At 56.7% G+C, this 26,433-nt stretch carries 20 protein-coding genes; 10 read left to right on the top strand and 10 right to left on the bottom strand.

From position 1 onward, the window contains the following. Positions 1-120: 120 nt before the first annotated feature. Both mcrC and RVY89_RS16310 read right to left on the bottom strand, forming a co-directional pair. Positions 121-1,167 carry a 5-methylcytosine-specific restriction endonuclease system specificity protein McrC gene (mcrC, locus tag RVY89_RS16315; RefSeq protein WP_420289468.1) on the bottom strand — a complete coding sequence of 349 codons (1,047 nt, stop codon included), beginning with the start codon at positions 1,165-1,167 and terminating at the stop codon, positions 121-123. Next, positions 1,167-2,561, bottom strand: a complete 1,395-nt coding sequence (locus RVY89_RS16310; protein ID WP_484825888.1) for an MrcB family domain-containing protein — start codon at positions 2,559-2,561, stop codon at positions 1,167-1,169. Before RVY89_RS16310 ends, mcrC begins: the two co-directional genes overlap by 1 nt. Positions 2,562-2,795: 234 nt before the next feature. Between RVY89_RS16310 and RVY89_RS16305 the strand changes: the two genes are divergently transcribed. Then, positions 2,796-6,314, top strand: coding sequence for an AAA domain-containing protein (locus RVY89_RS16305; RefSeq protein WP_484825887.1), 3,519 nt, complete (start codon positions 2,796-2,798; stop codon positions 6,312-6,314). A gap of 70 nt (positions 6,315-6,384) precedes the next feature. Here the strand turns inward: RVY89_RS16305 and RVY89_RS16300 are convergent, their stop codons facing one another. Further along, complete coding sequence (locus tag RVY89_RS16300) at positions 6,385-7,335, bottom strand: HNH endonuclease (protein WP_484825886.1); 951 nt, start codon at positions 7,333-7,335, stop codon at positions 6,385-6,387. Positions 7,336-7,636: 301 nt separating this feature from the next. On the opposite strand from RVY89_RS16300, the gene RVY89_RS16295 reads away from it, so the two are divergent. Beyond that, positions 7,637-8,092, top strand: coding sequence for a SymE family type I addiction module toxin (locus RVY89_RS16295; RefSeq protein ID WP_484825885.1), 456 nt, complete (start codon positions 7,637-7,639; stop codon positions 8,090-8,092). Positions 8,093-8,135: 43 nt separating this feature from the next. Here RVY89_RS16295 and trpS read toward each other — a convergent pair whose 3' ends face one another. Further along, positions 8,136-9,137 carry a tryptophan--tRNA ligase gene (trpS, locus tag RVY89_RS16290; protein WP_484825884.1) on the bottom strand — a complete coding sequence of 334 codons (1,002 nt, stop codon included), beginning with the start codon at positions 9,135-9,137 and terminating at the stop codon, positions 8,136-8,138. 199 nt (positions 9,138-9,336) lie between these two features. Between trpS and fosA the strand changes: the two genes are divergently transcribed. Beyond that, positions 9,337-9,762 (top strand): FosA/FosA2 family fosfomycin resistance glutathione transferase, encoded by a 426-nt coding sequence (gene fosA, locus RVY89_RS16285; protein WP_367071696.1) that lies wholly within the window; start codon positions 9,337-9,339, stop codon positions 9,760-9,762. Here the strand turns inward: fosA and RVY89_RS16280 are convergent. Further along, positions 9,748-10,755, bottom strand: a complete 1,008-nt coding sequence (locus RVY89_RS16280) for a LacI family DNA-binding transcriptional regulator (RefSeq protein ID WP_484825883.1) — start codon at positions 10,753-10,755, stop codon at positions 9,748-9,750. The two genes, fosA and RVY89_RS16280, sit on opposite strands and share 15 nt — an antisense overlap. A 185-nt stretch (positions 10,756-10,940) precedes the next feature. Between RVY89_RS16280 and RVY89_RS16275 the strand changes: the two genes are divergently transcribed. Beyond that, positions 10,941-12,029, top strand: coding sequence for a cellulase family glycosylhydrolase (locus RVY89_RS16275; RefSeq protein ID WP_484825882.1), 1,089 nt, complete (start codon positions 10,941-10,943; stop codon positions 12,027-12,029). Between the two features lie 50 nt (positions 12,030-12,079). After that, entirely contained in the window at positions 12,080-13,474 is a 1,395-nt protein-coding gene (locus RVY89_RS16270; RefSeq protein ID WP_063944590.1) for an MFS transporter, read from the top strand. 39 nt (positions 13,475-13,513) lie between these two features. Here RVY89_RS16270 and RVY89_RS16265 read toward each other — a convergent pair whose 3' ends face one another. Genes RVY89_RS16265 through RVY89_RS16250 form a run of 4 tightly spaced genes read right to left on the bottom strand, consistent with a single transcriptional unit; the run spans position 13,514 to position 18,266 of the window. After that, the gene (locus RVY89_RS16265; protein ID WP_484825881.1) at positions 13,514-14,335 is read right to left on the bottom strand and encodes an alpha/beta fold hydrolase; all 822 of its coding nucleotides are present in this window, start codon (positions 14,333-14,335) and stop codon (positions 13,514-13,516) included. A 36-nt stretch (positions 14,336-14,371) separates the two neighbouring features. Then, positions 14,372-15,991 (bottom strand): MFS transporter, encoded by a 1,620-nt coding sequence (locus RVY89_RS16260; RefSeq protein ID WP_484825880.1) that lies wholly within the window; start codon positions 15,989-15,991, stop codon positions 14,372-14,374. Continuing rightward, positions 15,988-16,395: a DoxX family protein gene (locus tag RVY89_RS16255; protein ID WP_484825879.1), complete on the bottom strand. Its 408-nt coding sequence runs from the start codon at positions 16,393-16,395 to the stop codon at positions 15,988-15,990. The genes RVY89_RS16260 and RVY89_RS16255 overlap by 4 nt, the downstream gene beginning before the upstream one ends. Beyond that, a complete protein-coding gene (locus tag RVY89_RS16250; RefSeq protein ID WP_484825878.1) occupies positions 16,395-18,266 on the bottom strand; it encodes an amidohydrolase in 1,872 nt (623 codons plus the stop codon). The genes RVY89_RS16255 and RVY89_RS16250 overlap by 1 nt, the downstream gene beginning before the upstream one ends. A 219-nt stretch (positions 18,267-18,485) precedes the next feature. Between RVY89_RS16250 and RVY89_RS16245 the strand changes: the two genes are divergently transcribed. The 5 genes from RVY89_RS16245 to RVY89_RS16225 all read left to right on the top strand — a co-directional run bounded on the left by RVY89_RS16245 (position 18,486) and on the right by RVY89_RS16225 (position 25,708). Further along, positions 18,486-19,172 carry a hydrolase gene (locus RVY89_RS16245; protein WP_008501349.1) on the top strand — a complete coding sequence of 229 codons (687 nt, stop codon included), beginning with the start codon at positions 18,486-18,488 and terminating at the stop codon, positions 19,170-19,172. A 61-nt stretch (positions 19,173-19,233) separates the two neighbouring features. After that, the gene (locus tag RVY89_RS16240; RefSeq protein ID WP_024909508.1) at positions 19,234-19,455 is read left to right on the top strand and encodes a DUF1427 family protein; all 222 of its coding nucleotides are present in this window, start codon (positions 19,234-19,236) and stop codon (positions 19,453-19,455) included. After that, the gene (locus RVY89_RS16235; RefSeq protein WP_484825877.1) at positions 19,452-19,715 is read left to right on the top strand and encodes a XapX domain-containing protein; all 264 of its coding nucleotides are present in this window, start codon (positions 19,452-19,454) and stop codon (positions 19,713-19,715) included. The genes RVY89_RS16240 and RVY89_RS16235 overlap by 4 nt, the downstream gene beginning before the upstream one ends. A gap of 20 nt (positions 19,716-19,735) precedes the next feature. Beyond that, positions 19,736-20,116 (top strand): response regulator transcription factor, encoded by a 381-nt coding sequence (locus tag RVY89_RS16230; RefSeq protein ID WP_008501346.1) that lies wholly within the window; start codon positions 19,736-19,738, stop codon positions 20,114-20,116. Positions 20,117-20,125: 9 nt separating this feature from the next. Continuing rightward, positions 20,126-25,708: an ATP-binding sensor histidine kinase gene (locus RVY89_RS16225; protein WP_484825876.1), complete on the top strand. Its 5,583-nt coding sequence runs from the start codon at positions 20,126-20,128 to the stop codon at positions 25,706-25,708. Between the two features lie 3 nt (positions 25,709-25,711). On the opposite strand, the gene RVY89_RS16220 is transcribed toward RVY89_RS16225, so the two are convergent. Further along, positions 25,712-26,329: a response regulator transcription factor gene (locus RVY89_RS16220; protein WP_484825875.1), complete on the bottom strand. Its 618-nt coding sequence runs from the start codon at positions 26,327-26,329 to the stop codon at positions 25,712-25,714. Between the last annotated feature and the right edge of the window lie 104 nt (positions 26,330-26,433).

Here is a 26,433-nt window from a genome sequence, read left to right as displayed (position 1 = left end):
GTGATGTATGAGTTGTGTTACTGGTAATCTCATTTCCAAAAATAATAGTGCAACTTAATTTTAATATTATATTTTTAAGTTGAAGCTTAATATCCTGATGCTTAATTTAAGCATGGTTATTTATTCCAGAAACTCGGTAAAGATAGACAGTAAATCATGATGAATCAGTGTCCATTCTTGATCCAAGTTTATAGTACATAATCCGATATCGAAACCACTAACATTATAACGATGCTTTACAGCCTTCGTTACATGAGGATAGATCAACAACCCACTGATTTTTTGGGCTGGAGTCGATTTACAAGCCAATAAATAATTCATTAGCTGATATAGGTTAGACGAGTGAAACTTCGATGTTTCGTTACGGCTAGAAAATATACTCTTATAATATTTTGCATCAACGATTAAAGTTTTGTTATTACTTCTTATCGTTATGTCTGTTTCCATTCGTGGTAGAAAAGATAAACTTTTATCAGTGTCGCTATATGCATCCCATTTCAAATATGAGCGTTTTACGTTAGCGTTTTTTAATTCTCGCATACAAAAACAATATAAAAATTCCTGATAAAGAAGTGACATTTTGCGTTCGTCACGTTCAAAATCATAAAAACGATAACTACCATTGTTTTGATTACTTATCGAATTGTCTGCAATAAACTTGCATAAACTGATTGCGAATTTGTAATAACGACTACTAGCCCTAACTTTCACTTTATTGAAGTGAAGAGGAGTGAGGTTAATTTCTTTCACTTCTGGCATTCTTGCTCGGATAGAGCGCGATTCTTCTCGGATGGTTTTATTTAAATTTTCATTTTTGATTAATACAGTCAGAGAACTTTTAATGATTTTATTTGCAAGCGTATCCGGATTTAAATCATCAAAAGTACTGACTGTTTTTCCTTGTGTCATATGTAAACCGCGGAGTGTTTGAGGGAGATTCACCCGTCCTTTTACTCCTGTGATTAACTCTGTATTTGACTGATAATTCAGCTCGAATCCCCGACGACAAAGATAAAGAACACATTTATTTAAAGCATGCCCGAGTATATCTAGTAAGTTATTGGCCGGTTGCGCATCAAGGTTAACTATTTTAGCATCCTGTAAATGATTCCATGCATAAGTCAGCATATAATAGATGTTACGTATTGGAATCGCTGGCTTATTCATTATATGTCCTCAAGTAACAGATCGAGCCAGTTTTGTCTTTTACCAGGGTTATCAAACCAATACTCTTCAAGCAACGGCGCTATATCTGAAAAAACGATTGTTCTGAACCATTCAACATCTGGTTGATTGCCATCATCTAAACCATTGCAAAAATAGCTGTGCCCGATCCTGTAACCCTTCCCGAGTATTTCTGAGTCATTACTGATTTCGTTATTTAACTGCATCATTTTGAAACATAATGATTCGACAAATCCAGGCTTGGCTTTGTTATCCAGTAAAAAACTACGAAATTGCTCTGTTCCAAATCCGGGTTCAATATCAATAAATGAAAAGCGTCTGCGGAGAGCGTAGTCGACGACTGCCAGAGAACGATCTGCTGTATTCATTAAACCAATAATATAGACGTTAGCAGGTATATAAAATCGGTCACTGTAGTTTTCCGAGTAGGTAAGAGGTACTGCCCAGTTCGCATTACGCTTATCATGTTCAATAAGCATCATGACTTCGCCAAAAACCTTGCTTAAATTCGCTCGATTTATTTCATCAATGATAAAAACATGTTTTTTTTCTGGTTCTTTCAGGGCCTGCTGACAGAAACTATAAAAAATTCCATCCTTCCGTTGGAAGCCATCACCATTTGGGCGATAACCTTGTACGAAATCTTCATAACTATAAGATGGATGAAACTGGACCATACCAACTCTGTATGAATCCCTTTCTTCCATTAGCAGATAAGCCAGTCGGCGGGCTACGAAGGTCTTGCCTACTCCGGGGGGACCTTGCAGAATAACATTTTTCTTCACAACCAAACGTTTAATAATTGTTTCTATTGTTGGTTGAGGAATAAAGAGGTCATTCAATGCATCGTTTATATCATATGGTTTTTTGACCGTAGTTTTGGAGTGAGGATCTGGATGGGGCAATGTTTTGGAACTGGAGAATAATTTTTTATATACATTTATTGTTTGTTCTATTTCTTCATCAAATTTTGCGTAATCGATACCATTGGAAACTTTTTGTGAGAACGCATAGTAAGATTGACCATATTTCTTTGGGTATATCCCAAGGTTGGTATGTAAATACTCTCTAATGGTGACTGGTATATCAGAGTTAAAGTGCCATTGAAGTTGAGGTATCTTTGTATCACTTATCCCATAAGCAAGTATAAGTTCGTCATAATCTTTATAATAAAGTATGACAGGATAGATACCATGAGACACTTCTTGATCCTCAGCAAGAAATGCAATCCAAGGAACAGAACTGTAATTACCAAAGCCGAAACTTACCTTCACCTTAAGTCCATGAAGTGTTTCTGGGTAGTCTTTAGTTGATTGTGAGATTTTCTGATCGGCTTGTTCAACGAATTTTTCAAGCCAAGTCTGTACCGATTGCATCTCTTACTCCTTACGAGAAGTTCATAGTGCATTATGACGCCCACCCGGACGAATCGCTACTGTTAATCGTAACAGTTCGAACTCGTTCAATGAATATATTCTGTCTTTGAAATCAATTTCTTCGTGCATACCAAATAATTATTGCGATCGCGCTCGCTACGTGGACAATACTTAATCATGTGATGAATTAATATCAACGAAATCAATAATTTCATTTAAGTCACGGGATGGGGAATGGACAGTAATACTCAGGGATTCACTTCATACTGGCGTAATACCTTAGCTGATGCCGAGTCTGGAAAAGGGGCATTTGAGCGTAAAGATGAAGAGTCATTCACTCAATGGATGAATATCGATAAGGGGCGCTTGGATGAAGAGATCGTGCAATCGTTCTTCGTAGGTGAAAACGAGAAGGTTCAGACCGTAAAAGTGTTGTTACGGCCGCATGTATGGATCCACTTGTTAAAGCATGGCAAGGAGCGCATGGCTGGCGCACCAGGTATAGTTACGCCTTTGGTTACTTCTGCGCTGTTGAACCGCGAAGGCTTTCTGTTCCCTGCATCTCCTGCCACCATTCCCCGTGACCTGCTTGAACCACTCCCCAAAGGTACCTTTTCTATTGGTGAGATGGCGGAATATGACAAATATAAAACCTCCCATGATTCATTAACTTTTGGTCCTGGCGACGAGGATGAGCAGCGTGAGGAAACAGACGAACAACGGACTGAGCGACATGCTCGCTATAAGCTATTATGGCAAAAATACCTTAAAGAGGCAGATGAGCTTTTAAACAATGTGGCCGGGAAATGGCTCGAGTCACCAGAGCAATATGAGTCAGCTGGTTATGGCTTTATTATCAAAGCCAACCAGCCCGGCGGCGCCAGCATTCATATTTTGCCCATGTACGACCACCTGCTGTCGTGCAAAAAAGAGGTGCCATTGCTGGCGCGTTTTGCTTCAAAAGATAAATCTCCTGTTGAGCCGCTTCTTGCCAGTAATGCCATGTTCAGTGAGCGTCTGGGCCATTCTGGCGACAATTTCCCTCTGGCTACTGCACAGCGTGATGCCCTGAGCCATTATCTCACTCAACAGCCGGGCGATATTCTGGCCGTAAACGGTCCTCCGGGAACAGGAAAAACTACTCTTGTGCTCTCCATCATAGCTACAGAGTGGACGAGGGCGGCTTTAAACAAAACCGAACCACCGGTTGTCATTGCGACATCAACCAACAACCAGGCGGTTACCAACATTATTGAGGCCTTCGGAAAAGATTTTGCTACGGGCACCGGGCCTATGGCTGGGCGTTGGCTGCCTGATGTAACAAGCTTTGGGGCTTATTTCCCTTCTTCGCGCCGAAAAGCCGAGGCCGCAAAAAAATACCAGACAGAAGACTTTTTTAACCGCGTTGAATCCCTTGAATATGTAGAAGATGCCCGGCTCTTCTTCCTTGAAAAGGCAAGGTTGGCTTTTCCGACTCAGGAATGTCATTCACCTGAACACGTTGTGGATCTCTTACATCAGCGTTTAGTTGAACTCTCTGCAGAGCTTGAGCAAATCGAGCCTGCGTGGGACAACCTGAACGCAATCCGTCAGGAGCGGTGCGCCATCAGCGACGATCTCGAACAGTATATTCAGGCTAAGAGAACGTTACTGCTCAATAGCACAAATGAAATCTCGCTATTAACACAGGTCAAAAAACAATGGGAACAATATCGAGCTGGTGAGTCGATCATGTTCGCTCTCTTCTCCTGGCTTCCCGCCGTTCGTACTAAGCGTCACTATCAAATGAAGCTGTTTTTGGAGGCTACGTTTGGCGAAAGAATGACAGCATTCCAGGGGGGTCTACCTAATGGAATTGATGCCTTTATCGAAGGCCTGATTGTAAAAGCACTTAAAGAGCAGGCCGAGTACCAGCAGCAGATTGGTCTTGCCGAGGACATTTCTCAACGTGAAAGTGAGGCAGCCATACGCTGGCGCGAGATCACTCATTCGCTGGGAAGTCCAAGTGAATCGGAGCTGAGTCTGAATGAAGCCGATCAGCTCTCTGATACGTGGCTCCGTTTTCCTGCATTTCTGCTGGCGACGCATTACTGGGAAGGCCGGTGGTTAATGGATATGGCTGCCATTAAGGATCTTCAGGATGAAAAAAAACGTAACAGTATAAATTATGTTCAAGCCCGCTGGCAGCGCAGAATGAAACTTACCCCTTGTGTGGTGATGACCTGTTATATGTTGCCGCATCATATGAAGATTGGTATCCGGGATAAAAAATTGAAAAAGTATGCGGATAGCTATTTTTATAATTTAGCCGATCTGCTCATTGTCGATGAAGCAGGCCAAGTGCTCCCGGAAGTGGCTGCCGCCTCCTTTGCTCTGGCAAAAAAAGCGTTAGTTATTGGTGATACAGCGCAGATTGCGCCAATCTGGAATAGTAGCCCTACCATTGATATAGGGAATCTGTTAGAGGAGAAACTTCTTACCGGCGATACTCAGGAAGAGCTTCACGACGCTTATGCCGTAATAGGTGATTCAGGTAAAAGCGCGGCATCTGGAAGTGTCATGAAGATCGCCCAGTTTAATTCCCGCTATCATTACGACCCAAACTTTGCGCGTGGCATGTATTTGTACGAGCATCGTCGTTGCTTCGATAACATCATTGGCTTCTGTAATGAGTTGTGCTATGACGGCAAATTACTTCCCAAGCGGGGTATAGCAAAAGGCACGTTATATCCTGCAATGGGTTATTTGCACATAGATGGTAAATGTGTGCAGGCAAGCGGCGGAAGCCGCTACAACGTCTTTGAAGCTGAGACAGTAGCTGCATGGCTTGCGGCGCACAAACAAGATATTGAGCGTCATTACAATAAGCTGCTCCATGAAGTCGTCGGGATTGTGACCCCATTTTCTGCGCAGGTCAGCGCAATTGAATCGTCATTGCGTAAGGTGGATATCAACTGTAATGATGATAAAAACGGGCTGACAGTGGGGACGGTCCACTCCTTGCAGGGCGCGGAAAGGGAGATTGTGCTGTTTTCTTCTGTGTATTCGAAGCATGAGGATGGCGAATTTATAGACAACGACAGCAGCATACTGAACGTTGCCGTTTCACGTCCTAAAGATAGCTTCCTGGTCTTTGGCGACATGGACTTGTTTGAGATCCAACCCGGTTCTTCACCTCGGGGACTGCTGGCGAAATACCTGTTTGCTTGCACCGATAATGCGTTGCAGTTTGATTTTCAGGAGCGACAGGATTTAAATTCTTCGCAAACGCAGACCTCTATCCTGCACGGTGTGGAGCAACATGATGCGTTTCTGAATCAGACTTTTAACTCAATCAATCAGAGCATTACTATCGTTTCGCCGTGGCTTACCTGGGAAAAGTTGGAACAGACCGGTTTTCTTGCGTCGATGACGCAAGCGCGTGCGCGTGGTATTGATATCACTTTAGTAACGGACAAATCATCTAATACTGCAGATGTGGATTTTGAAAAGCGCAAAGAGAAAAATCAGCGTCTTAATGAGGCCGTGGAAAAGTTGACTGAAATGGGCATTACGACGAAGTTGGTCAACCGTGTTCACAGTAAGATTGTAATTGGCGATGAGGGACTACTCTGCGTCGGTTCCTTTAACTGGTTCAGCGCTGCGCGGGAGGAAAGATACCAGCGATATGACACATCCATGGTCTACCATGGCGATAGCTTAAGAGCTGAGATCAAAACGATTTATTCCAGCCTTGAGCAGCGGCAGTTATAAAATGATTTGAATTACCTGAGCACCCGTATAAACCATAGGGTGCTCAGGATATTTAATACGATCACATCAATTAACCCTTAAAAACATTTTGCCTATGCCATTGTAAATAGTTGTATGAAGGTTTCGGCAACGCAATGATCCTCTCGGGCAAACTCAGTTTGTCGCATGTTCCAAAATCAAGGTTATTGCTTATCAGAACGTCACCTTCATTAGCGAATGAAATCCAGCCAGAGTCAAATAAAGTATCAATATGAGCCGCCAGCATGAGACCGTTATGCGGATCTAATCTTTCTTTTGCAGTTTGGCATGCGGACCAGGGTTTGATATGACTCGCTCTGAGTAATGGGTGAAAGGTAATCCCGGTTACAGGGCAGGCAGGATAAAGTTTTAAGCACTCTGCCCGAAAAATACCCTGTCCGATTCTGGCCTGAATCAATGCTGTTCGGGTTGTTTCGTCTATCGTGAGATCCTGAGTGATAATATCAATGTCTGGTTGAACGAGAGCTATACGGTCGTTCGGGCTTTCATTTACCTCAAATGGATCAGGTGTTTCAAACCCTAGTTCCTTGAACAACGCAGAGTGAAATTCTATAGGTAAGTATTGTTCAACAACCTGTTTTGCCAGTGAATCTATCAAGGATTTCTGATTTTGTACCAGCGAAAAGGAAATAATATCAAAGCCACCGCGTACGTGGTTTTCTAAGACCGTCTGCAGCCTCGGTTCCTCAGGGCTTTTAAGTAAAGCAGGGTCTGTTCCTTCCAGTGCCCAGAAGCCGTCATGCTTTAACCGCCAGAATGGCATAACAACTTCATAGTTGCTGCGTTTTGGCCCGTAGCGTTTTAGCAAATCTCGTAGTTGAGCTTGTATTTCATCCTGAAACTGGAAAAGTCGCTCATGGCCTTTCTTGTACTGGGAAAGAACGTACAGAACAAGTAAGGGTTTATTCAACGCTGGTGCTTTGTTGTACCAGGCTGTTTTCATCCCGGCAATTTTTTGACTAAGAGATTTTGCGATGGTCATAGTTCGGTTACAGGAGCCAGTAGTTTTGCGATGATGCTCGCAAAACCCAGACCAATCAACCTGCAATCAACAAAAACATGACCTTACCGCAAAGAACTTTATTTCCTGAATCCCCCTCGCAAATTCCAAATTTCCCCCACCCAAAACCGCTGTATTTATACTCAGTCCTGTATAATGAGCACCAGAATTTACGCCAACCGGCTAAAGGAAGTATCAAAGAAATTTAAACGAGGAATTCGCGATATGAAGGTGCTGCAACACCCCCATACCGCTAACCACAACAACTACTGAGGAGTTGAAAATGGCTGCGACGAATTTTAAGCCAGAGTTTACCGTTTGCAAAACAGAATCAGACGCTTTCACCGGCATGGATGAAAACCGCGAGCTGGTACGCAAAAACAGCGCCCGCCGTCTGCACGGCAACCCGCCCAACGCGGCGCCCGTCCACCCTCGAGCGGAAACGCCGCAGGACAGTGCCGCCTGTTGCGAACTGTATGCACGCATAGACATGAAATACCTTCTCCTGGGCGGTGACTGGTTAACCCGGGCAGGCTTTATCAACGGCATGCCGGTAAAAATCCGCGCCATGAAAGACTGCATTGTGATTACGCCCCAGCATACAAGAGAATTATGGGGATGCCTGGAAGGTATGAGCGTGGTGAATATAAATAAGCAGAAAGTCGCGCAGTGGTTAAAAACATTTCCAGGAGCGTTGAACGACACCGGCGATATTCCGGTAATTAAGCGCAACGCCTGATAAATATCCCGGCCCTGCGCCGGGATTATTATTTATACCGCTTTTAAAACACCGGCACCCCCAACCCAACCTTCACCTCCCTCAACGTCGCCTGCGTCACCCCCTGCGCCCGTTCGGTTCCGCGCTTCAGCATCGCCATCAGCTCACCTTTATCCTGCATGTACATCGCCCTCCGCTCCCGCATTGGCCCAATCAGCTCCTGCAGGCACGCTTCTAGCTCGTTCTTGCACGCCCGGTCGCCCAGCCCGCCCGCCTGATAGTGCGCCTTCATCGCCGCCACTTTGTCCTTCTCCGGGTGAAACGCGTCGAGGTACGTAAACACCACGTTCCCCTCAATCTGCCCCGGGTCGCTCACCTTCAGGTGGTTCGGGTCGGTGTACATGGCGCTGACCGCACGGTGAATGGTCTCTTCGCTGGCTGAAAGGTGCAGCGTGTTGCCCAGCGATTTCGACATCTTGGCGCTGCCGTCGATGCCGGGCAGGCGGCTGGTGTCGCTCAGCATCGCCTTGCAGTGGCGCAGCACCGGGGCGGGCTGCAGGCTGTTTATCTTGTGCACAATCTCGTTGGTCTGCTCAATCATCGGCAGCTGGTCGTCGCCGACGGGCACGCACTCGGCCTTAAACGCGGTGATGTCCGCCGCCTGGCTGATGGGGTAGGCCATAAACCCGACCGGCAGCGAGCGGGCGAAGCCCTTTTGTGCAATCTCGTTTTTCACCGTCGGGTTACGCTCCACGCGGGCGACGGTGACGATGTTCATATACAGCATCGTCAGCTCGGCGAGGGCGTGCAGGGCGGACTGCAGGCAGATCGTGGTCAGGTTCGGGTCGATGCCCGCGGCGAGGTAGTCGGCCAGCACTTCGGGGATGTTGTCGCGAATTTTCTGCGGGTTGCTGCCGTTGTCGGTCAGCCCCTGAAGGTCAGCAATCAGCACAAACTGGCTGTGCGTCTGCTGCAGCGCCACGCGCTGGCGCAGCGATCCGACGTAGTGGCCAAGGTGCAGCGGGCCGGTTGGGCGGTCGCCGGTGAGGATGGTTTGCGTATTCATAAAGACTCCTTAACGTTGTTACGCCGAAAGGGGTCTTAGAAATGTGAAAGCCGCCTTTCGGCGGCTATCTGAAAATGGGGAAAACTACTCCGTGCCGCCTTTAAGAAGGCAGCCACCAGCGGTTTACGGTGAGCACGGCGTGGTTTATGTTCATCTCTTTACCGTATCACGTCCGGCGCGAAAAACAAAAGGGCACGTCATGCTGCAATCACTCAACCACCTGACCCTCGCGGTCAGCGACCTGCAAAAAAGCGTCACCTTCTGGCACGCGCTGCTGGGGCTGACGCTGCACGCCCGCTGGAATACCGGGGCCTATCTCACCTGCGGCGATCTGTGGGTCTGCCTGTCGTACGACGAGGCGCGCCGGTACGTGCCGCCGCAGGAGAGCGACTACACCCACTACGCGTTTACCGTCACGGAAGAAGATTTTGAACCGTTCTCGCAAAGGCTTGAGCAGGCGGGCGTCACCGTCTGGAAGCAGAACAAAAGCGAGGGGGCGTCGTTCTATTTTCTCGACCCGGACGGGCACAAGCTGGAGCTGCACGTGGGCAGCCTCGCCGCGCGGCTGGCGGCGTGTCGCGAGAAGCCCTATGCGGGCATGGTGTTTACCTCAGACGAGGCTTGAGGCGCGCACCTTCAGCCTGCCCGCCAGCGTCACGTGCGTGGCGGCATCTTCCTGATTGCACAGGTACTCCACCGCGAGGCGTCCCAGCTCGCTGTAGGGTAGCTGGATGCTGGTCAGCGGCGGGGTGAGCTGCTCGGAGATCTTCTGGTCGTCGTAGCCCGCCAGCAGCATGTCCTGCGGGATGCGCACGCCGTTCACCGCCAGCGCCTGATAGCAGCCAATCGCCAGCCAGTCGCTGGCGCAGAAGATGGCGTCCGGACGCTCGGCCAGCTCCAGCAGAGAGGTGGTGGCGGTAAAGGACTCGCTGAACTGCCAGTTGGTCTGGCGCACCAGACCGTCGTCGCACGCGAGTCCAGCCTGCTGCAGCGCCGCCTGGTAGCCCGCCAGACGCTGGCGGGAGGCCTCCATCCAGCTCTCGCCGGTGATGTGGGCGATGCGCGTGGCCCCGCAGGCGATGAGGTGTTTAGTGACCTGGAAGGCGTTGGCGTAGTCGTCCGGGATAAACGACGGCAGCAGCGGCGAGCCGGGGTCGCGCTGGTTGAGCAGCACCAGCGGGATGCGGGTGCAGTCCTGGAATGCCGTCATGTCCACCAGCGTGGTGATCGGGGAGGCGAGGATAATCCCGATGCAGTTGCGCTTCTCCAGCTGGCGGATGATGTTCAGCGCCAGCTCGATATCGTCGCCGTAGTCGTAGACGGTGAGCAGAGTCTCGTTGCGCCACGCCGCTTCCCGCGCCTGGCTGATAGCGTCGATAAACGGGTCGAAGCTCTGCAGTGAGCTGACCAGCAGGGCGATCTCTTCCTGGTTGCGCGGGGCGTGAACGGCAGGGAGGCGGTCGTAGCCGAGCTCGGTGGCGACGCAAATCACCCGCTGGCGAGTGTCGTCGCTGAGCTTGATGTTGCGGGACTGGTTCAGCACCAGCGATACCGTCGCCTGCGACACGCCCGCCGCCCGCGCAATATCGTTCATCGTCACTTTTGTTTTTCGCTTCATCCGTCCTCTCCCTTTCGCGACTTTGCATCATACCCTAACCGCACGCTTACGCGCCGTCGATCACGTTTCTCATTCATCGAAGCGTGAACTTTGTGAGGGGCATCGCTTTTCTTCGTGCGGCAAATTGCGCATTTATCCCGCAACTAATATTTATTAGCTAAATATTATCAGTAAGAGGACGCGTAATGAAAGAGCAGTGGAGCAGGGAGCAGGCACAGGCCTGGTATCAGCAGAAGGGCTGGCTGTGCGGGTTTAACTATCTGCCGTCGACGGCGGTGAACTGGACTGATATCTGGCAGGCAGAGACCTTCGACGCCGGGACGATTGACCGCGAGCTGGGCTGGGCGGCGGAGGCGGGCTACAACACCCTGCGCATCAACCTGCCGTTTATCGTCTGGGAGCACGACCGTGACGGGCTGATGGCGCGCATCGACCGGTTTTTGACGATTGCCGACGGTCACGGGTTCAGCACCATGCTGACCCTGATGGACGACTGCGGCTTCTCCGGCGACGAGCCGTATCTCGGCCCGCAAAAGCCGCCGGTGCCGGGCAAGCACAACAGTCAGGCGGCGGCGAGCCCGGGACGCGACAAGGTGTGCGATCCCGACTGCTGGGCAGACATTGAACGCTATATCCGCGACGTTGTGCGCCAGTTCCGCGAGGATAGGCGCGTGCTGTTGTGGGATCTCTACAACGAGCCGGGCAACCGCGGCATTTTCGCGACCGGCACGCAGGAGGTGCAGTACGACGCGAAGCTGGAGACCTGCGCCCATGCGCTGATGAAGCTCGCATTCCAGTGGGTGCGTGAAGAAGACCCTACCCAGCCGCTTACCGTCTGCGCGTGGCGTCTGCCGCCGGAAGAGGAGGGCGAGACGTTCTTCCAGCACCCGCTGGACCAGACCGCGCTGGCGCTCTCGGACGTGGTGAGCTTCCACGCCTACACCCACACCGGGCGCATGACGGCGATTATCCAGCAGCTGCAACAGCTTGGTCGCCCGCTGTTCTGCACCGAATGGCTGGCGCGCCACGTGGGCAGCACCATCGAAGAGCAGCTTCCACTGATGTACGCGGCGAAGGTCGCGCCGTACCAGTGGGGGCTGGTGCGCGGCAAAACCCAGACGTGGCTGCCGTGGCCGGTGGTGATGAAAGAGTCCACGGACTACTGCCGCCTCTGGTTCCACGACGTGTTTGAGGAGAACGGCATTCCGTTCTCGCGCCGTGAAATCGCCCTGATGCAGCAGCTGCGCAAGATCGCCCCGAAGGCTCAAGGCTAATAATATCGACCCGGCGGTCCACCGCCGGGCAACCAGGCAGGCATATAACAATGGCAACGACAATGAAAATACCGTCTCGCGAGCTGTGGTCTTATTTTGGTTATGGATTAGGTCAGTGCTTTAGCTTTGGTTTAGTGGGTTCGTTTATTAACTATTTTTACACCGACGTGCTGGGGATTTCGGCGCTGGCGGCGAGCACCATCTTCCTGATTGCCCGCGCGTGGGACGCGGTTCACGATCCGCTGTTTGCCAGCATCATGGACACCATTAACAGCCGGTTCGGCAAGTTTCGCCACTTTTTGCTGATCGCCCCGCTGCTGATCACCGGCGTCACGCTGCTGTCGTTCTATAAAATCGAAGCGGACATGACCACCAAAATTCTCTACGCCGGGGTGACCTACATCCTGTGGGGGACGCTGTACGCCATCTCCGATATCCCGTTCTGGTCGATGTCGTCAGTGATGACCAACGACTCCGGGCAGCGCACCCGCGCGGTGACGGCGGCGATGCTCGGGGTGAACGCCGGGATTGCCTGCGCCAACATCTTCTTCCCGAAGCTGGCGGCCTACTTCGCCCAGTACAGCAATGACAAAGGCTACTTTATGGCGGCGCTGGTGATGATGCTGGTGGGCCTGCCGCTGATGCTCAACGGCTTTATGCAGATCAAAGAGCGCGTGCCGCCGAGCCCGGAAAAGGTGACCATCCGCGACACCTTTCACAACCTGCGCCAGAACAAGCCGCTGTTTATCGTCCTGCTGTCGTTCTTCTTCTGCGTGTTTCACAACGTGGCGGGCGGGCTCTATATCTACTTCTTTATCAACAATCTGGGCGACGGCAGCCTGCAGATGGCGATTGGCGTGATGGGGATAGTCGCGGCGGTGCTGTGCCTGGTCGCCCCGATGCTGACGCGCCGGATGCAGAAGCGGAAGCTGTTTATGATCCTCTGCGGGCTGGACGTGGCGGTGCGCGTGGTGATGTGGTTTGTTGGCTATCAGCAGGTGACGATGCTATTCATTCTGCTCGGCCTGAGCACGCTGTTCGTGATGATGACCAACATCCTCACCTCGTCGATGATTGCCGACACTATCGAGTACGCGGAGTACCACACCCACAAGCGCTGCGCAGCCATCACCTTCTCCGGGCAGACCTTCACCGGCAAGATGTCGGTGGCGGTAGGCGGCGGGTTAATCGGCGTGTTTCTGACGATGATCGGCTACGTGCCGCAGGCGCAAATTCAGAGCGAGAGCGTGCTGTCGGGGCTGTTCTTCGGGATCTGCCTGCTGCCGGCGATAGGCTCGCTGATCCGCATGGGCTTTATGTCGCGCTTTACCTTTACCGAGGAGAAGCACGCGGAGATTTGTCGGCTGCTGGCGGAGCGCAACGCGTCTGCGAAAGCGCCGGGTGACGGCTGCGCCTTACCCGGCCTACAGGACCAGCCCTTGTAGGCCTGATAAGCGAAGCGCCATCAGGCTTCGCTTAATGACTTACAGCGACTTCACAAACGCCAGCAGATCTTCGTTGAGCTGGTCCTGGTGGGTCAGCGCGAAGCCGTGCGGCGCGTTGTCGTACACCTTCAGCGTGGCGTTTTTAATCATCTCTGCCGCCAGCTTGCCGGTGCTTTCAAACGGCACGATCTGGTCGTTGCTGCCGTGAATCACCAGCGTCGGCACGTCGATTTTCGCCATATCCGGGCGGAAGTCGGTTTCGCCGAAGGCGGTCACGCAGTCGATGGTGCCCTTCAGGGACGCCAGCAGGGCGATGTTCAGCGTCTGGGTCAGGGCACCGGCAGAGACGGTTTGCCCGGCGTTGATGCCGTAGAACGGGGTGGCGAAGTCGCTGATGAACTGGGCGCGATCTTTACGCAGTCCGTCGCGAATGCCGTCGAATACGCTCTGATCCACACCCTGCGGGAAGGTGTCGGATTTGCCGAAGATCGGCGTGACCGCGCCCAGCAGCGCCAGACCAGCCACGCGAGCGCTGCCGTAGTTGTTGATGTAGCGGGTCACGTCGCCGCCGCCCATGGAGAAGCCCACCAGCGTCACGTCGCGCAGGTCCAGGGTGGTGATCAGGTCGTTGATGTCGGACGCAAAGGTGTCGTAGTCGTAACCGTTCCACGGCTGATCCGAGCGGCCAAAACCGCGGCGGTCAAAGGCGATGGCGCGGAAGCCGCGCTCGGCCAGGTAGTTCAGCTGGCTGTCCCACATGTCGCCGTCCAGCGGCCAGCCGTGGCTGAAGAGAACCGGTTTGCCCGCGCCGCCTTCTTTGTAGTAAATCTGCGTGCCGTCTTTTGCCTTAAACGTTGCCATAGTGTGTTCCTGTGCAGGTGATGGTTATGGTTATGGTTATACCGGCGCGACCAGATAACGAATTGCCGGTGATGTTGTGCCCTGATGAAAAGCCAGAACGCGGCTCTGCAGCAGGAGGTCATTCATGGTGTGGCGCTCCTGCTGGCGCAGATGCTCAATCCACGAGCCCATCAGGAAGGTCTCAATAAACAGGCCGGGACGCTCAATGTCCTCGTAAACCGCCCAGCTCATCGCCCCGGCGCGGCGGCGCACCCGGCGCAGCTCGTGTACCGCCTCCAGGAAGGCTTTTGCGTTGTGCGGGTCGATGATGTACTCGTGCGAGACCAGCACCGGGCCGCGCTCGTTCGGCAGGTCGATCTCCACGCCGTCCAGCGGCTGGCCGCTCAGGTCGAGGTTTAATTCCGGGTCTTTCTCCAGCTTCCAGCGCAATACGGTGGCGCTTGCCAGCACCATCCCCAGCGTGGCGACAACCAGCGCGGTCGGGGTGCCGAACCGGGAGGCAATCTGCCCCCAGATGGCGCTGCCCGTGGTCATCGAGCCGAAGAACACCGTCAGGTAGACCGCGAGCGCGCGGGCCTTCACCCAGCGGGCGGCGCTGCGCTGCGCGCCGAGGTTCAGCGTCGAGAGCACCGCAATCCACGCGAAGCCGGTGAAGAACTCAAACAGGTTGAGCAGCCAGACGTGGCGCACAAACGCCAGCGCAAGCATGGTGAGGGCAAAGACCAAGCTGGCTGCCACCATCAGGCGGTCGGCGTTCAGCCGCTGGCGCAGGCGCGGCAGCAGAATGGCCCCGGCAATCGCCCCCAGGCCAATGCACGCCAGCATCACGCCGTAGCCCGCCGGGCCCAGGCCCAGCTCGCGGCGCACCACCAGCGGCAGCAGCGCCCAGCCCGCACTGCCGAAAACGAAGAACGCCACGGTACGCACCAGCACGTTGCGCAGCACCGGGGCGGCGTGGACGTAGCGGATGCCGGTACGCACCGCAGAGAAGAAGTGCTCCGGCGGCAGACGCTGAATGGACGGGGCCGGACGCCAGCGCCACAGCACCCACGCCACGCCAACCACGGACAGCGCGTTCAGGGCAAACACCATCCACGGCCCGGCGAGCGACAGCAGGAAACCGCCCAGCGCGGGGCCAATTGCCCGGCTGATGTTCACCCCGAGCGAGTTCAGCGCCACGGCGGCGCCCAGCTCCGGCTTGCTCACCAGATCGGGCACCACGGCCTGGAACGGCGGCGAGCTCATCGCCGCCCCCACGCTCAGCAGAAACGTCGCCACCAGCAGCACGGTGGGGGTGACGTGTCCGGTGAAGGAGAGCGCCGTCAGCCCGGCGGCGGCGATGAACACCCACAGCTGGGAGAAGAGCAGGTATTTACGCCGGTCGACGATGTCCGCCATCACCCCGGACGGCAGGGCAAAGAGGAACATCGGTAGGCTGCTGGCCGCCTGCACCAGCGCGATATCCAGAGGATCGGCGCTCAGGGTCAGCATGCTCCAGTTGATACCGACGTCGCTCATCCATGAGCCGACGTTAGAGACCACCGTGGCGATCCACAGCATGCGGAACACCGGCTGGCTCAGCGGCTGCCAGGGTGAAACCGTCGATGCGGGCGTCGTCTCGACGTGTGCGTCGCGAACGTCGTTAACCTGGGTCATGCGAACCTCTCCGTCGCCTTACGCTGCAGCCGCCACTGGCCCGGCCCGGTGAGGGCGAGAGTGGTGAAGATAATCAGCAGCAGCCAGCCAAACTGCCCTTCGGCAATCGACCAGTTCGGGTGGACCGCCAGCATCGCCACCAGCAGCACGGCGATAATCGGCAGGCACGCCAGGCGGGTGTAGACGCCCGCAATTATCAACAGCGGGCAAATCACCTCGGCGACAATCGCCGGGATCAGGCTTGCCCAGGGCCCGAAGCCGAACGGATCTTCAATGCGCGTCAGCTCTTCGCTGAAGTGCAGCACCTTCGGCAGGCCGTGCACGTAGAGCAGCAGCAGGCTGCCGGTCAGGCGCAGGAAGAACAGCCCCAGGTCGAGCCGGGGCGGCATAGTGGTGTTTTTCATCAGAATGCAAAGCAGCTGCAGCCCAGCGCCCCCCAGAAAGCGTTATCGTCGGACACCGGCATCTCTGACGTGCGGGCGAAATCGTGCTGGTGGCTGTGAACCCCGCACGGGCCGCTGCAGTGATGAACAGCGTTCATGCCGACGCGGGCGGCCTGCGGCGGCGCGCTGCGGTAGTGGCCAGGCACCTTGACCACCGGGGACCACTCGGGCAGGACCGGTATGGCCGGCGGCGCGAGCGGGCCAAAGCTGCCCGCGGCGTAGACGATGTCGCCGTTGACCACCGTGAGAACGGACTCGATGCCCTTGATCTCCTCTTCCGGCACGCGGAAGTAGTCTTTGCTCAGCACCGCCAGGTCGGCGAGCTGGCCGACCTTAATCTGCCCCTTCTGGTTCTGCTCGCTGGAGAACCACGCGCTGCCCTGGGTCCAGAGCATCAGGGCGGTATCGCGATCCAGACGGGCGCTGTGATCGTACATCTGCATCCCGCCGACGGTGCGGCCGGAGACCAGCCAGTAGAGCGCGGTCCACGGGTTGTAGCTCGCCACGCGGGTGGCGTCCGTTCCCAGGCCAACCGGCACGCCGGTCTCGAGCATTTTCGCCACCGGCGGCGTGTGGCGGGTAGCTTCGATGCCGTAGCGTTCGGCAAAGTACTCGCCCTGGAAGGCCATGCGGTGCTGGACGGCAATGCCGCCGCCGAGCGCTTTGATGCGGTCGATGTTGGCCTGGGTAACGGTTTCCGCGTGGTCGAAGAACCAGTGCAGGCCGTTGAACGGAATGTCGCGGTTTACCTTCTCGAACACGTCCAGCATGCGGCTGATGGATTCGTTATAGGTAGCGTGCAGGCGGAACGGCCAGCGGTGCTCCACCAGATGGCGCACCACGCGCTCCAGCTCGTCCTCCATGCCCGGCGCGAGGTCAGGGCGCGGCTCGAGGAAATCTTCAAAATCGGCGGCGGAGAAGACCAGCATCTCGCCCGCGCCGTTGTGGCGGAAGAAGTCGCTGCCCTGGCCCGGCGTGAGCATGTCGGTCCATTTTTCGAAGTCTTCCAGCTCGTGGCCAGGGCGCTGGGTAAAGAGGTTGTAGGCGATGCGGATGGTCATCTGCTTTTTCTCGTGCAGCTCGGCGATCACCTCGTAATCTTCCGGGTAGTTCTGGAAGCCGCCGCCCGCGTCGATGGCGCTGGTCAGCCCCAGACGGTTCAGCTCGCGCATGAACTGGCGGGTGGAGTTAACCTGCTGCTCCAGCGGCAGCTTCGGCCCTTTCGCCAGCGTGGCGTAGAGGATCATGGCGTTCGGACGGGCAATCAGCATCCCGGTCGGGTTGCCGTTGGCGTCGCGCTGGATCTCCCCGCCCGGCGGGTTTGGCGTGTCTTTGGTGTAACCGACCACCTTCAGCGCGGCGCGGTTGAGCAGGGCGCGGTCGTACAGGTGCAGGATGAAGACCGGTGTGTCCGGCGCGGCGTCGTTAATTTCGTCCAGCGTCGGCATGCGGCGCTCGGCAAACTGGAACTCGGTCCAGCCGCCGACTACGCGCACCCACTGCGGCGACGGGGTGCGCAGCGCCTGCTCTTTCAGCATCCGCAGGGCGTCGGCCAGGGACGGTACGCCTTCCCAGCGCAGCTCGAGGTTGTAGTTCAGCCCGCCGCGAATCAGGTGCAGGTGCGAGTCGTTCAGGCCGGGGATGGCGGTGTGGCCTTTTAAGTCGACCACTTTGGTGCCGTCGCCGTGGTGCTGCATCACCTCGGCGACGGTACCCACTTCCAGAAATTTTCCGTCGCGCACGGCAACGGCTTCCGCGACAGGATTCTCGCGATCGACGGTGTGAAACTGGCCGTTAACCAGAATGAGATCGGCTTTACCCGGGGTAACCATAAACTGCTCCTGACTGAGAGGGGAATGGTCAGGATTATGGGAACCGGTTTCGGCAAAGATCCAGTTATACAATAGGATAGGTATACCAAAGTATAACTATACCTAAGGTTAACTATACGAAGAGATAATTACGCGCGGAGAGGGAAAGCCGCAGGATGAGGGTGACTTTATCGCCGCGGCGCTCGCGGTGATTTCTACCCTTAACCACTGGAAAATGCTATGACCTCTTCAAAGCTCGAAGTGTTAACCCCTGCGAACTGTCAGATCATCTTTATCGATCACCAGCCACAGATGGCGTTTGGCGTGCAGTCGATTGACCGCCAGGTGCTGAAAAACAACACCGTGGCGCTGGCGAAAGCGGCTAAGGTGTTCAACATCCCGACCATCATCACCACCGTAGAGACCGAAAGCTTCTCCGGCAATACCTATCCTGAACTGCTGGACGTGTTCCCGGGCCAGGACATTCTGGAGCGTACCTCCATGAACTCCTGGGACGACCAGAAGGTGCGCGACGCGCTGAAGGCCAACGGCAAGAAGAAGGTCGTGGTGGCCGGCCTGTGGACCGAAGTGTGCAATAACAGCTTTGCCCTGTGCGCGATGCTGGAAGGCGACTACGAAATTTATATGGTGGCGGACGCGTCCGGCGGCACCTCCAAAGAAGCCCACGACTACGCGATGCAGCGCATGATCCAGGCGGGCGTGATCCCGGTGACCTGGCAGCAGGTGATGCTGGAGTGGCAGCGCGACTGGGCGCGTAAAGAGACCTACACCGCAGTGATGGACATCGTGCGCGAGCACTCCGGCGCGTACGGCATGGGCGTGGATTACGCCTACACCATGGTGCACAAAGCGCCGTCTCGCCAGAAGAGCGAGCACCGCACCTTAGCGCCGGTCCCGGCTCGCTAAGTCCCGTCGGCGGGCTGGTCCCTCATCCGGCTCGCCGCTGCCTCTTTCTCTGGAGTTCACGATGAGTACTGGGCTGATATCCCTTGCGGCAGGCGTGTTGATTGGCCTGATGTATGCCGTGCTGAAGGTGCGCTCCCCCGCGCCGCCCGCGCTGGCGCTGATTGGCCTGCTGGGGATGCTGGCGGGTGAACAGGCGACGCGTCATCTCTTATCCCGCGACGGCGCCCCTCCTCCTCAGGTGACCGTTCCGCAGGCGGCATCGCAGACGGGAGCGTCATCATGAAAGCATGGATAATTTCGCTGGTGTGCGGCGTGGTTGCTGGGGTAATTTACGCTCTGCTCGACGTCCATTCCCCGGCACCGCCGGTTGTCGCCCTGCTTGGCCTGTTCGGCATGCTGGTGGGCGAACAGCTTATCCCGGTGGGACGACGTTTACTGAGTCGCGAACCGCTCACCCTCGCCTGGTTTCGTCACGAATGCGTACCGAAAATCAGCGGCACGGAGCCCCCCGCGCCCGCGAAGGACCCTCGCGACGTTAAATGACTGGTTAGAGGAATAACAGCATGACGCTGCCGTGGCGCATTGCCATCATTGATGACGAACGTTCCGTCCGCAGCGGGTTGAGTAATCTCCTGGAGTCGGAAGGCTATTCAACCGACACGTTTGATTCGGCAGAGGTATTTCTGAGCCATCCGCTTGCCCTGTCCGGCGCGGCGCTGGTGATCACCGATATCAAGCTCCGGGGCATGAGCGGCCTTGAGCTGTTTGACAAGCTGCGGCTGCTGGCCGTACCGCCTCCGCCCGTGCTCTTTATCTCCGGTCATGCTGATGAAAATATGCAGCGGTACGCTCTCGGTCTGGGCGCCGCTGCTTTTTTGCGTAAGCCGATTAACATCGATATTCTGCTGGATCATATTCAGCGGGAGCTGGCCCGCCGACAATAAGGATCGCGGATGAACGAACACGAGCAGCCTGCATTCTGGCCCGCCCAGGGGAACCTTCACCAGGGGCGGGTTTTTGTCCTTAAAGAGGATGTGATTTTTACCGTGCTGGCGCAGGAGGGCGGAATCGCCTGGATGCACGCGCGACATCCTCATTCCGGCGGCTCGTTCATTATCGCCACCGCGGTCAGCGACGAAGAGGAAGAGCGGGCCACCCGGCTGCTGAAAAACGAGTTTGCGCTGCGTGACGCGCTGCAGGACAGCTGGGCCATTCGCGCCGTCGCGTCCACCCAGTACCGGGGACGCTTCGCGCTGGTGTACGCCCCGTTTTCGTTTGAGCTGCTGGCGCGGCGCGCGGGCAGGGCGATCTCGGGGATCGCGCGCTTTATCGAGCTGGCGATCCAGATCTGCGTTCCTCTGCGCCAGATGCATCTGCAAAACCTGATCCACGGCGATATCAAGCCCGGCAATATTTTTGTTCATCACGATGCCACCTGCCGTCTGGGCAGCTTCGGCCTTTCATGCAGCCTCTCCGGCGCCTTCGCGCAGACCCGGCTTGCCGTTTCAGGCGGCACGCCGGCGTATATGTCCCCGGAGCACACCTCCCGCACCCAGCGTCCCGTCGATGGCCGCAGCGATCTCTACAGCCTTGGCGTGGTGCTGTATGAACTGCTGACCGGACGCCTGCCGTTTGAACTGGGGGAGGACGATCGGACCAACTGGGCGCACTACCATATTGCCTCGGCGCCGCTGGCCCCGGATGCGATACGCCCGGACGTGCCGGGAATGCTGTCGACCATCATCCTCAAGCTGCTGGAAAAGCATCCCGATAACCGCTACCAGACGGTTGACGGGCTGATTGCCGACCTCCGCCGCTGCCAGGCGACGTTGACCGGTGAGGGCGAGATCGTCGCCTTTACCCCCGGCCAGCAGGACCGCACCCCGGCCATTCTTCTGGCGGACTCGCTGTTCGCGACGCATCCGCAGGCGAATGACGTCATTGCCGCGTTTGAGCGGGTGGGGCAGAACCGCGTGCCGGAGCTGGTGGCCATCGGCGGGCCGTCGGGGATCGGCAAATCCTCCATCATTGCGACGGCGTTAAAAACGCTCCAGCAGCGTACGGTGCTGATGGCGGTGGGTAAAGTGGATCAGTTTTCACCGTCATTGCCCTACGGCGTATTAAGCTCCGCATTCCGCCCCCTGACGCTGCACCTGCTGGGCCTGCCGGCAGACGAGGTGGCGAAGTGGAAAATCCGCCTATCTCGCGCCCTGGAAGGACACGAGGCGCTGGCCGTCAGCCTCGTGCCCGAGCTGGGCCTGCTGCTTGAGCGCAAGCCGCGCTTCCCGGCGGATACGTTTTCCATTGATGCCCGGGCGCGCTTCAGCCATATGGTGCTGGCGCTGGTGAAAACCTTTGCCTCGCAGGGCTGCCCGCTGGTGCTGGTGCTCGACGATCTCCAGTGGAGCGACGCCGCCAGCCTGCATACGCTCAACTATCTGCTGATGAACTGCGGCGCGATCCCGCTGCTGGTGGTGGTTGCTCACCGCGATATCGGTTCATTGTCCGAACCCACACTGCAACAGCAGCTGGCGAGCCTGCCGGAGGCGGCACAGCATGCGAGCGAAATTGTTCCGCAGGCGCTGTCTGTCAAAGCCGTGTCCCGCTGGCTGGGGACGGTATTTCGCACCCGCAGCACGGCGACGACCGACCTTGCCACGCTGATCCATGAAAAGACCGGGGGAAACCCGCTCTTTGTACACGAATTTTTCCGCCGCATCGTCGATGACGGGCTGGTGGTGCACAACAAATATCAGGACAAGTGGCACTACGATCTGCAGGCGATCCGCGCCCGGCACTACACCGAAAACGTCGTCACCCTGGTGCTGGAGAAGCTGGAAGAGTTGCCCGACGAGACGCGTCGCCTGCTGGGCAGCCTTGCCTGCCTCGGCGGCACGGGCGAAATGGAGATGATCTGCCGCGTTGTCGGTATATCGATGGCGGAAATGCGCTACGCGCTGCATCCGGCGGTCATGGCGCAGCTGATCGTGCTGACGGAAAAAGCGTACTCCTTCACCCACGACAGGGTGCAGGAGGCCGCCTTTGCGCTGCTGGATCGGCATGAGAAAAGCCATCTTCATCTGACCACCGCCAGCCTGCTGGCCGACGCCGCGCGGCAGGCGGCGGGGAACGAGCTGCTGTTCCGCGCCGTACATCACGTCACTGCCGCGCTGGACAGCATCCAGCCCGCCCCGCAGCGCCAGATGTTCCGCGAGCTAAGCCTGCTGGCCGCGCGACGCGCGAAACGCTCGGGGGATTATCTTTCGGCGCTGAGCTATATCCAGACAGCCCGAGCGCTGGGCAACGCCGGGACGGTGTCAGACTTTATGCTTGATATCGAAGAGGCGGGCTGCGAGTTTGCGCTGGGGCACCTGGAGCGCACCCGCGAGCTGTGTGACGCGATCCTCGGGTGTCCCGGCGGTCTGACCGAAAAGGCGCTGGCGGCCAACCTGCTGGTGGAGGTGTACATTCGCCAGTCGGACAGCCGTCTGGCGCTGGAAGCGGCGCTCTGCTGGCTGGGAGTATTTGGTATTCAGATCGGCCGCTATCCGGAAGATGCCGACTGTGACGAGGCCTGGGAACACTTCTGTAACCGTGCGGGCGACGCGCCGCAAACCCTGTTTGCCCCGCTCTCGCGGATGGATAACCCGGAAACCGAAGCGGTGATGAACCTGCTCTACAGCGCCAGCATTTGCGCCAGCTTCATCTGTCCGCGCCTGCACTTTTTGCTGCTTTGCCGCATGATGCACCTGACCCTCGACCACGGCATTACCGGCGCCTCCACCACGGCGATGGCCTGGTTTGGCGTGCTGATGGGCCACCGCTACGCCGAGTATCGCCTCGGGTTCCGGTACGGCACCCTGGCCCGCGAGCTGGTCAATCGCCACGGCTACGACGCGTTCGAAGCCAAAACCCTGCTGCCGCTCGACCAGCTCAGCGTCTGGACCCAGCCTTTATCGTTTACCATCGAGTGCGCGAAGGCCTGCTTTACCTCGGCGGTGACTCACGGGGATATGACGATGGCCTGCTTTGCGGCCTGCCACCAGGTCATTAATTTTCTCTCCCGGGGCGATCACCTGGACGGGGTGCTGACCAGCATCGATCGCGGCCTGGCGTTTGTGCGTAAAACCCACTTCCAGGACGTTGAAACCATTTTGATGGTCCAGCGCGGCTACGTTGAGTTCCTGCGCACGCCGGTTATCGGCACCTGGACCGCGTCGCAGGTGCTGCCGGAGGCGCTGCTGCCCGCGTCGCCGGAGCAGGCGCCGGAGCAGACCTCCACCATGCTGTTCTGGTACTGGCTCTACCGCGGCATGGCCCACTTTACCTGCGGCGAGTATGCCGACGCGCAGGCGGATCTGGAGATGGCGGGGTGGTACGCGTGGTCTGCACCCGGGCACATCCATCTGCTGGATTACCATCTCTACAGCGCGCTGGCGCTCTCCCGGCAGCTGACGCCGGAGACCTTCTCGGCGAACCACCGCCGCAGCATTCACGCCCACTACGACAAAATCGCCCTCTGGGCGCGCATTAATCCCGGCACGTTCGCGGATAAAGAGGCGCTGATCTACGCCGAAATCGTGCGTCTGGACGGGATGAACAGCATCGCGCTTGAGCAGTATGAGAAGGCGGTCCGGCTCTCCCGCGAGGGCGGGTTTAATCCGATTAACGCCCTGGCTCATGAGCTGGCGGGCCGCTTTGCGCTGGCCTGCGGCTACCCAACCGCCTCGGACGCACACTTTCGCGGCGCAATTGCCGCCTGGGGCCGGGCGGGCGCGCAGGCAAAGGTGTGCCAGCTGGAGCAGGATTTCCCGCATCTGCTGGCCTCCGGACAGGCGAGCGCCTATGACACGGTGGCTTTCGCCCAGAACGAGACCATCCGCGATCTGCAGAGCGTCATTAAAGCCTCCCGCGCGCTGTCGGAAGAGATCAATCTCGAGCGCTTAATCGAAAACCTGATGACGATCCTCCTCGAACGCGCCGGGGCGCAGCGCGGCCTGCTGCTTCGCGTCAGCGATAACCTGATCCCGGAGATCGAGGCCAGCGCCTGGACCAGCACCGAAGGCGTGCGGGTGCGGATCCTGAAAGACGTGCCGACGGCGACCGACATGCCCCTGTCGGTGCTGGCGGCGGTGATCCGCACCGGGCAGGAGATCCGCACCGGTAGGCCGGAGGAGTTTCACCCCTTCAGCCAGGATCCCTATCTGGTGACCTCTGGGGCGGCCGTCATGTGCGTCCCGATGTTCAAACAGGCGCGGCTGGTGGGCGTGCTTTACCTCGAAAACCGCCTGATGCCGGAGGTTTTCACCGCCGAGCATTCTCGCGTGGTGAGCCTGCTGGGCGCGCAGGCGGCGGTCTCTCTGGAAACGGCGCGGCTGTACGCCGAGCTGCTGGGGGAGAACATCCAGCGCCGTCGGGTGGAAAAAGAGCTGCGCGCCAGCCAGACCTCGCTGATGCTGGGCGAGCAGATCAGCCACACCGGCAGCTGGCGCTGGGAGCTGGAGCAGGATCTGATGTTCGTCTCGGAGGAGTACGCCCGCATCCTCGGCCTGTCCGAACAGCAAAAAACGATCTCCATGGCGGAGTTTTTGACCTTCGTTCATGAAGACGACTACGCCCGCATCAGCGCCATCGTCACGCAGAGCGTGCGCGAAGGGCTCTCCATGCGCGCGGAGTTTCGGATTAAGCGTACCGACGGTTCAACGCGCTATATCCTCGGGATTGGCGATCCGGTAGGCGTGGGCAGCGAGGTGAACGAGTACTACGGCATCATCACCGACATCACCAGCCAGCGCGCCGCGGAGGATGCCATGCGGGTCGCGCAGGCGGATCTGGCGAGGGTGTCCCGCGCCACCACCGTCGGGCAGCTGACCTCCTCCATCGCCCATGAGATCAACCAGCCGCTGATGTCGATCGTCTCTAACGCCGGAGCGAGCCTGCGCTGGCTCAGCCGGGAGCCGGCGCGGCTGGATAAAGTGCGGGAAGGGCTGGAAGAGATCGCCGCGGAAGGCGCGCGGGCGGGGGAGATCATTCGCAGCATCCAGTCCCTGACGCGCAAGCAGGATCCCACCTTCTCGCGCATCGATCTGCACTATCTGATCCACCATATCATCGCGCTTTCCCGTAGCGAGCTGGAGCAGCGACACATTAGCGTTGATTACCTGTTGAAGGCGCAGGACAGCTTTATCACCGGCGATAGCGTGCAGATCCAGCAGGTGCTGCTTAACCTGGTGATGAACGCCGTCGAGGCGATGGCCGAGGTTAAGGATCGCGCCTGCACCATCACCCTGAGCACCAGCAACGCGGACGGGAAAGCGATCGTTGAGATCGCCGATACCGGAAGCGGCATTGAGCCCGAGCGGCTGGAGCAGATTTTCGACTCGTTCTATTCCACCAAAGCGCAGGGAATGGGGATGGGGCTGACCATCAGCGCCAGCATCATTGAGCGCCACTGCGGAAAGCTGAGCGCGCGCCGCCGGGAGCCTTACGGCACGGTGTTTGCCTTTGCGCTGCCGCTGGCGGCGCAGGAAGGGTAAACGTTACTCCGCAGGCTGGCTTTTGGTCAGGCGCTCAACGGCCCTGACCAGCTCTGCCACGGAGCGCACCTGCATTTTCTCCATTACGCGGCGGCGATGTACTTTCACCGTGATCTCGCTGACGCCCAGCTCGGCGGCAATTTGCTTGTTCAGCATGCCGCTTATCGCCAGCGTGAGCACCTCGTGTTCGCGCGGGGTAAGGGAGAGATGGCGCTGCTTAAGGGCGTAGTGCTCTTTATTGCGCTCGGCGTTGTTTTCCGCCAGCTGCAGCGCGGACTCAATGGCGTCGATAAGCGCGGTGGATTCGACGGGCTTGGTAAGAAATTCGTAAGCGCCGCCTTTTATGGCGCGCACCGACATCGGGATGGTGCCGTGGCCGGTGAGAAAGATAATCGGGATTTCGCGCCCGCTGTCCTTGAGGGCATCTGCAACCTCAAAACCCGAGATGGTGGGCATCTGCATATCCAGGACGACGCACGAGGGGAGCTCTTCAAAGCGGTGCTGAAGAAACGCTTCTGCCGATGAAAAGCCGATGGCGTTTAGGTCCGCCGAATCCAGCAGCCCGATCACGGACTGTCTGACTGCGTCATCGTCATCAACCACATACACAATGTGTTCCATTCACCGCCCCGGTGCTGTTTTACATGTCGAGGATGCAAACAGCCCCAGGAGTGTCGTAAGGGACTGTTTATGCTGACTTTCATCTTAACACATTAATTATAATT

It is taken from the genome of Enterobacter sp. 3U4, from assembly GCF_057224565.1.
The sequence above is the reverse complement of the archived record's forward strand: the minus strand, read 5'-3'. Positions and strand labels throughout refer to the sequence as shown.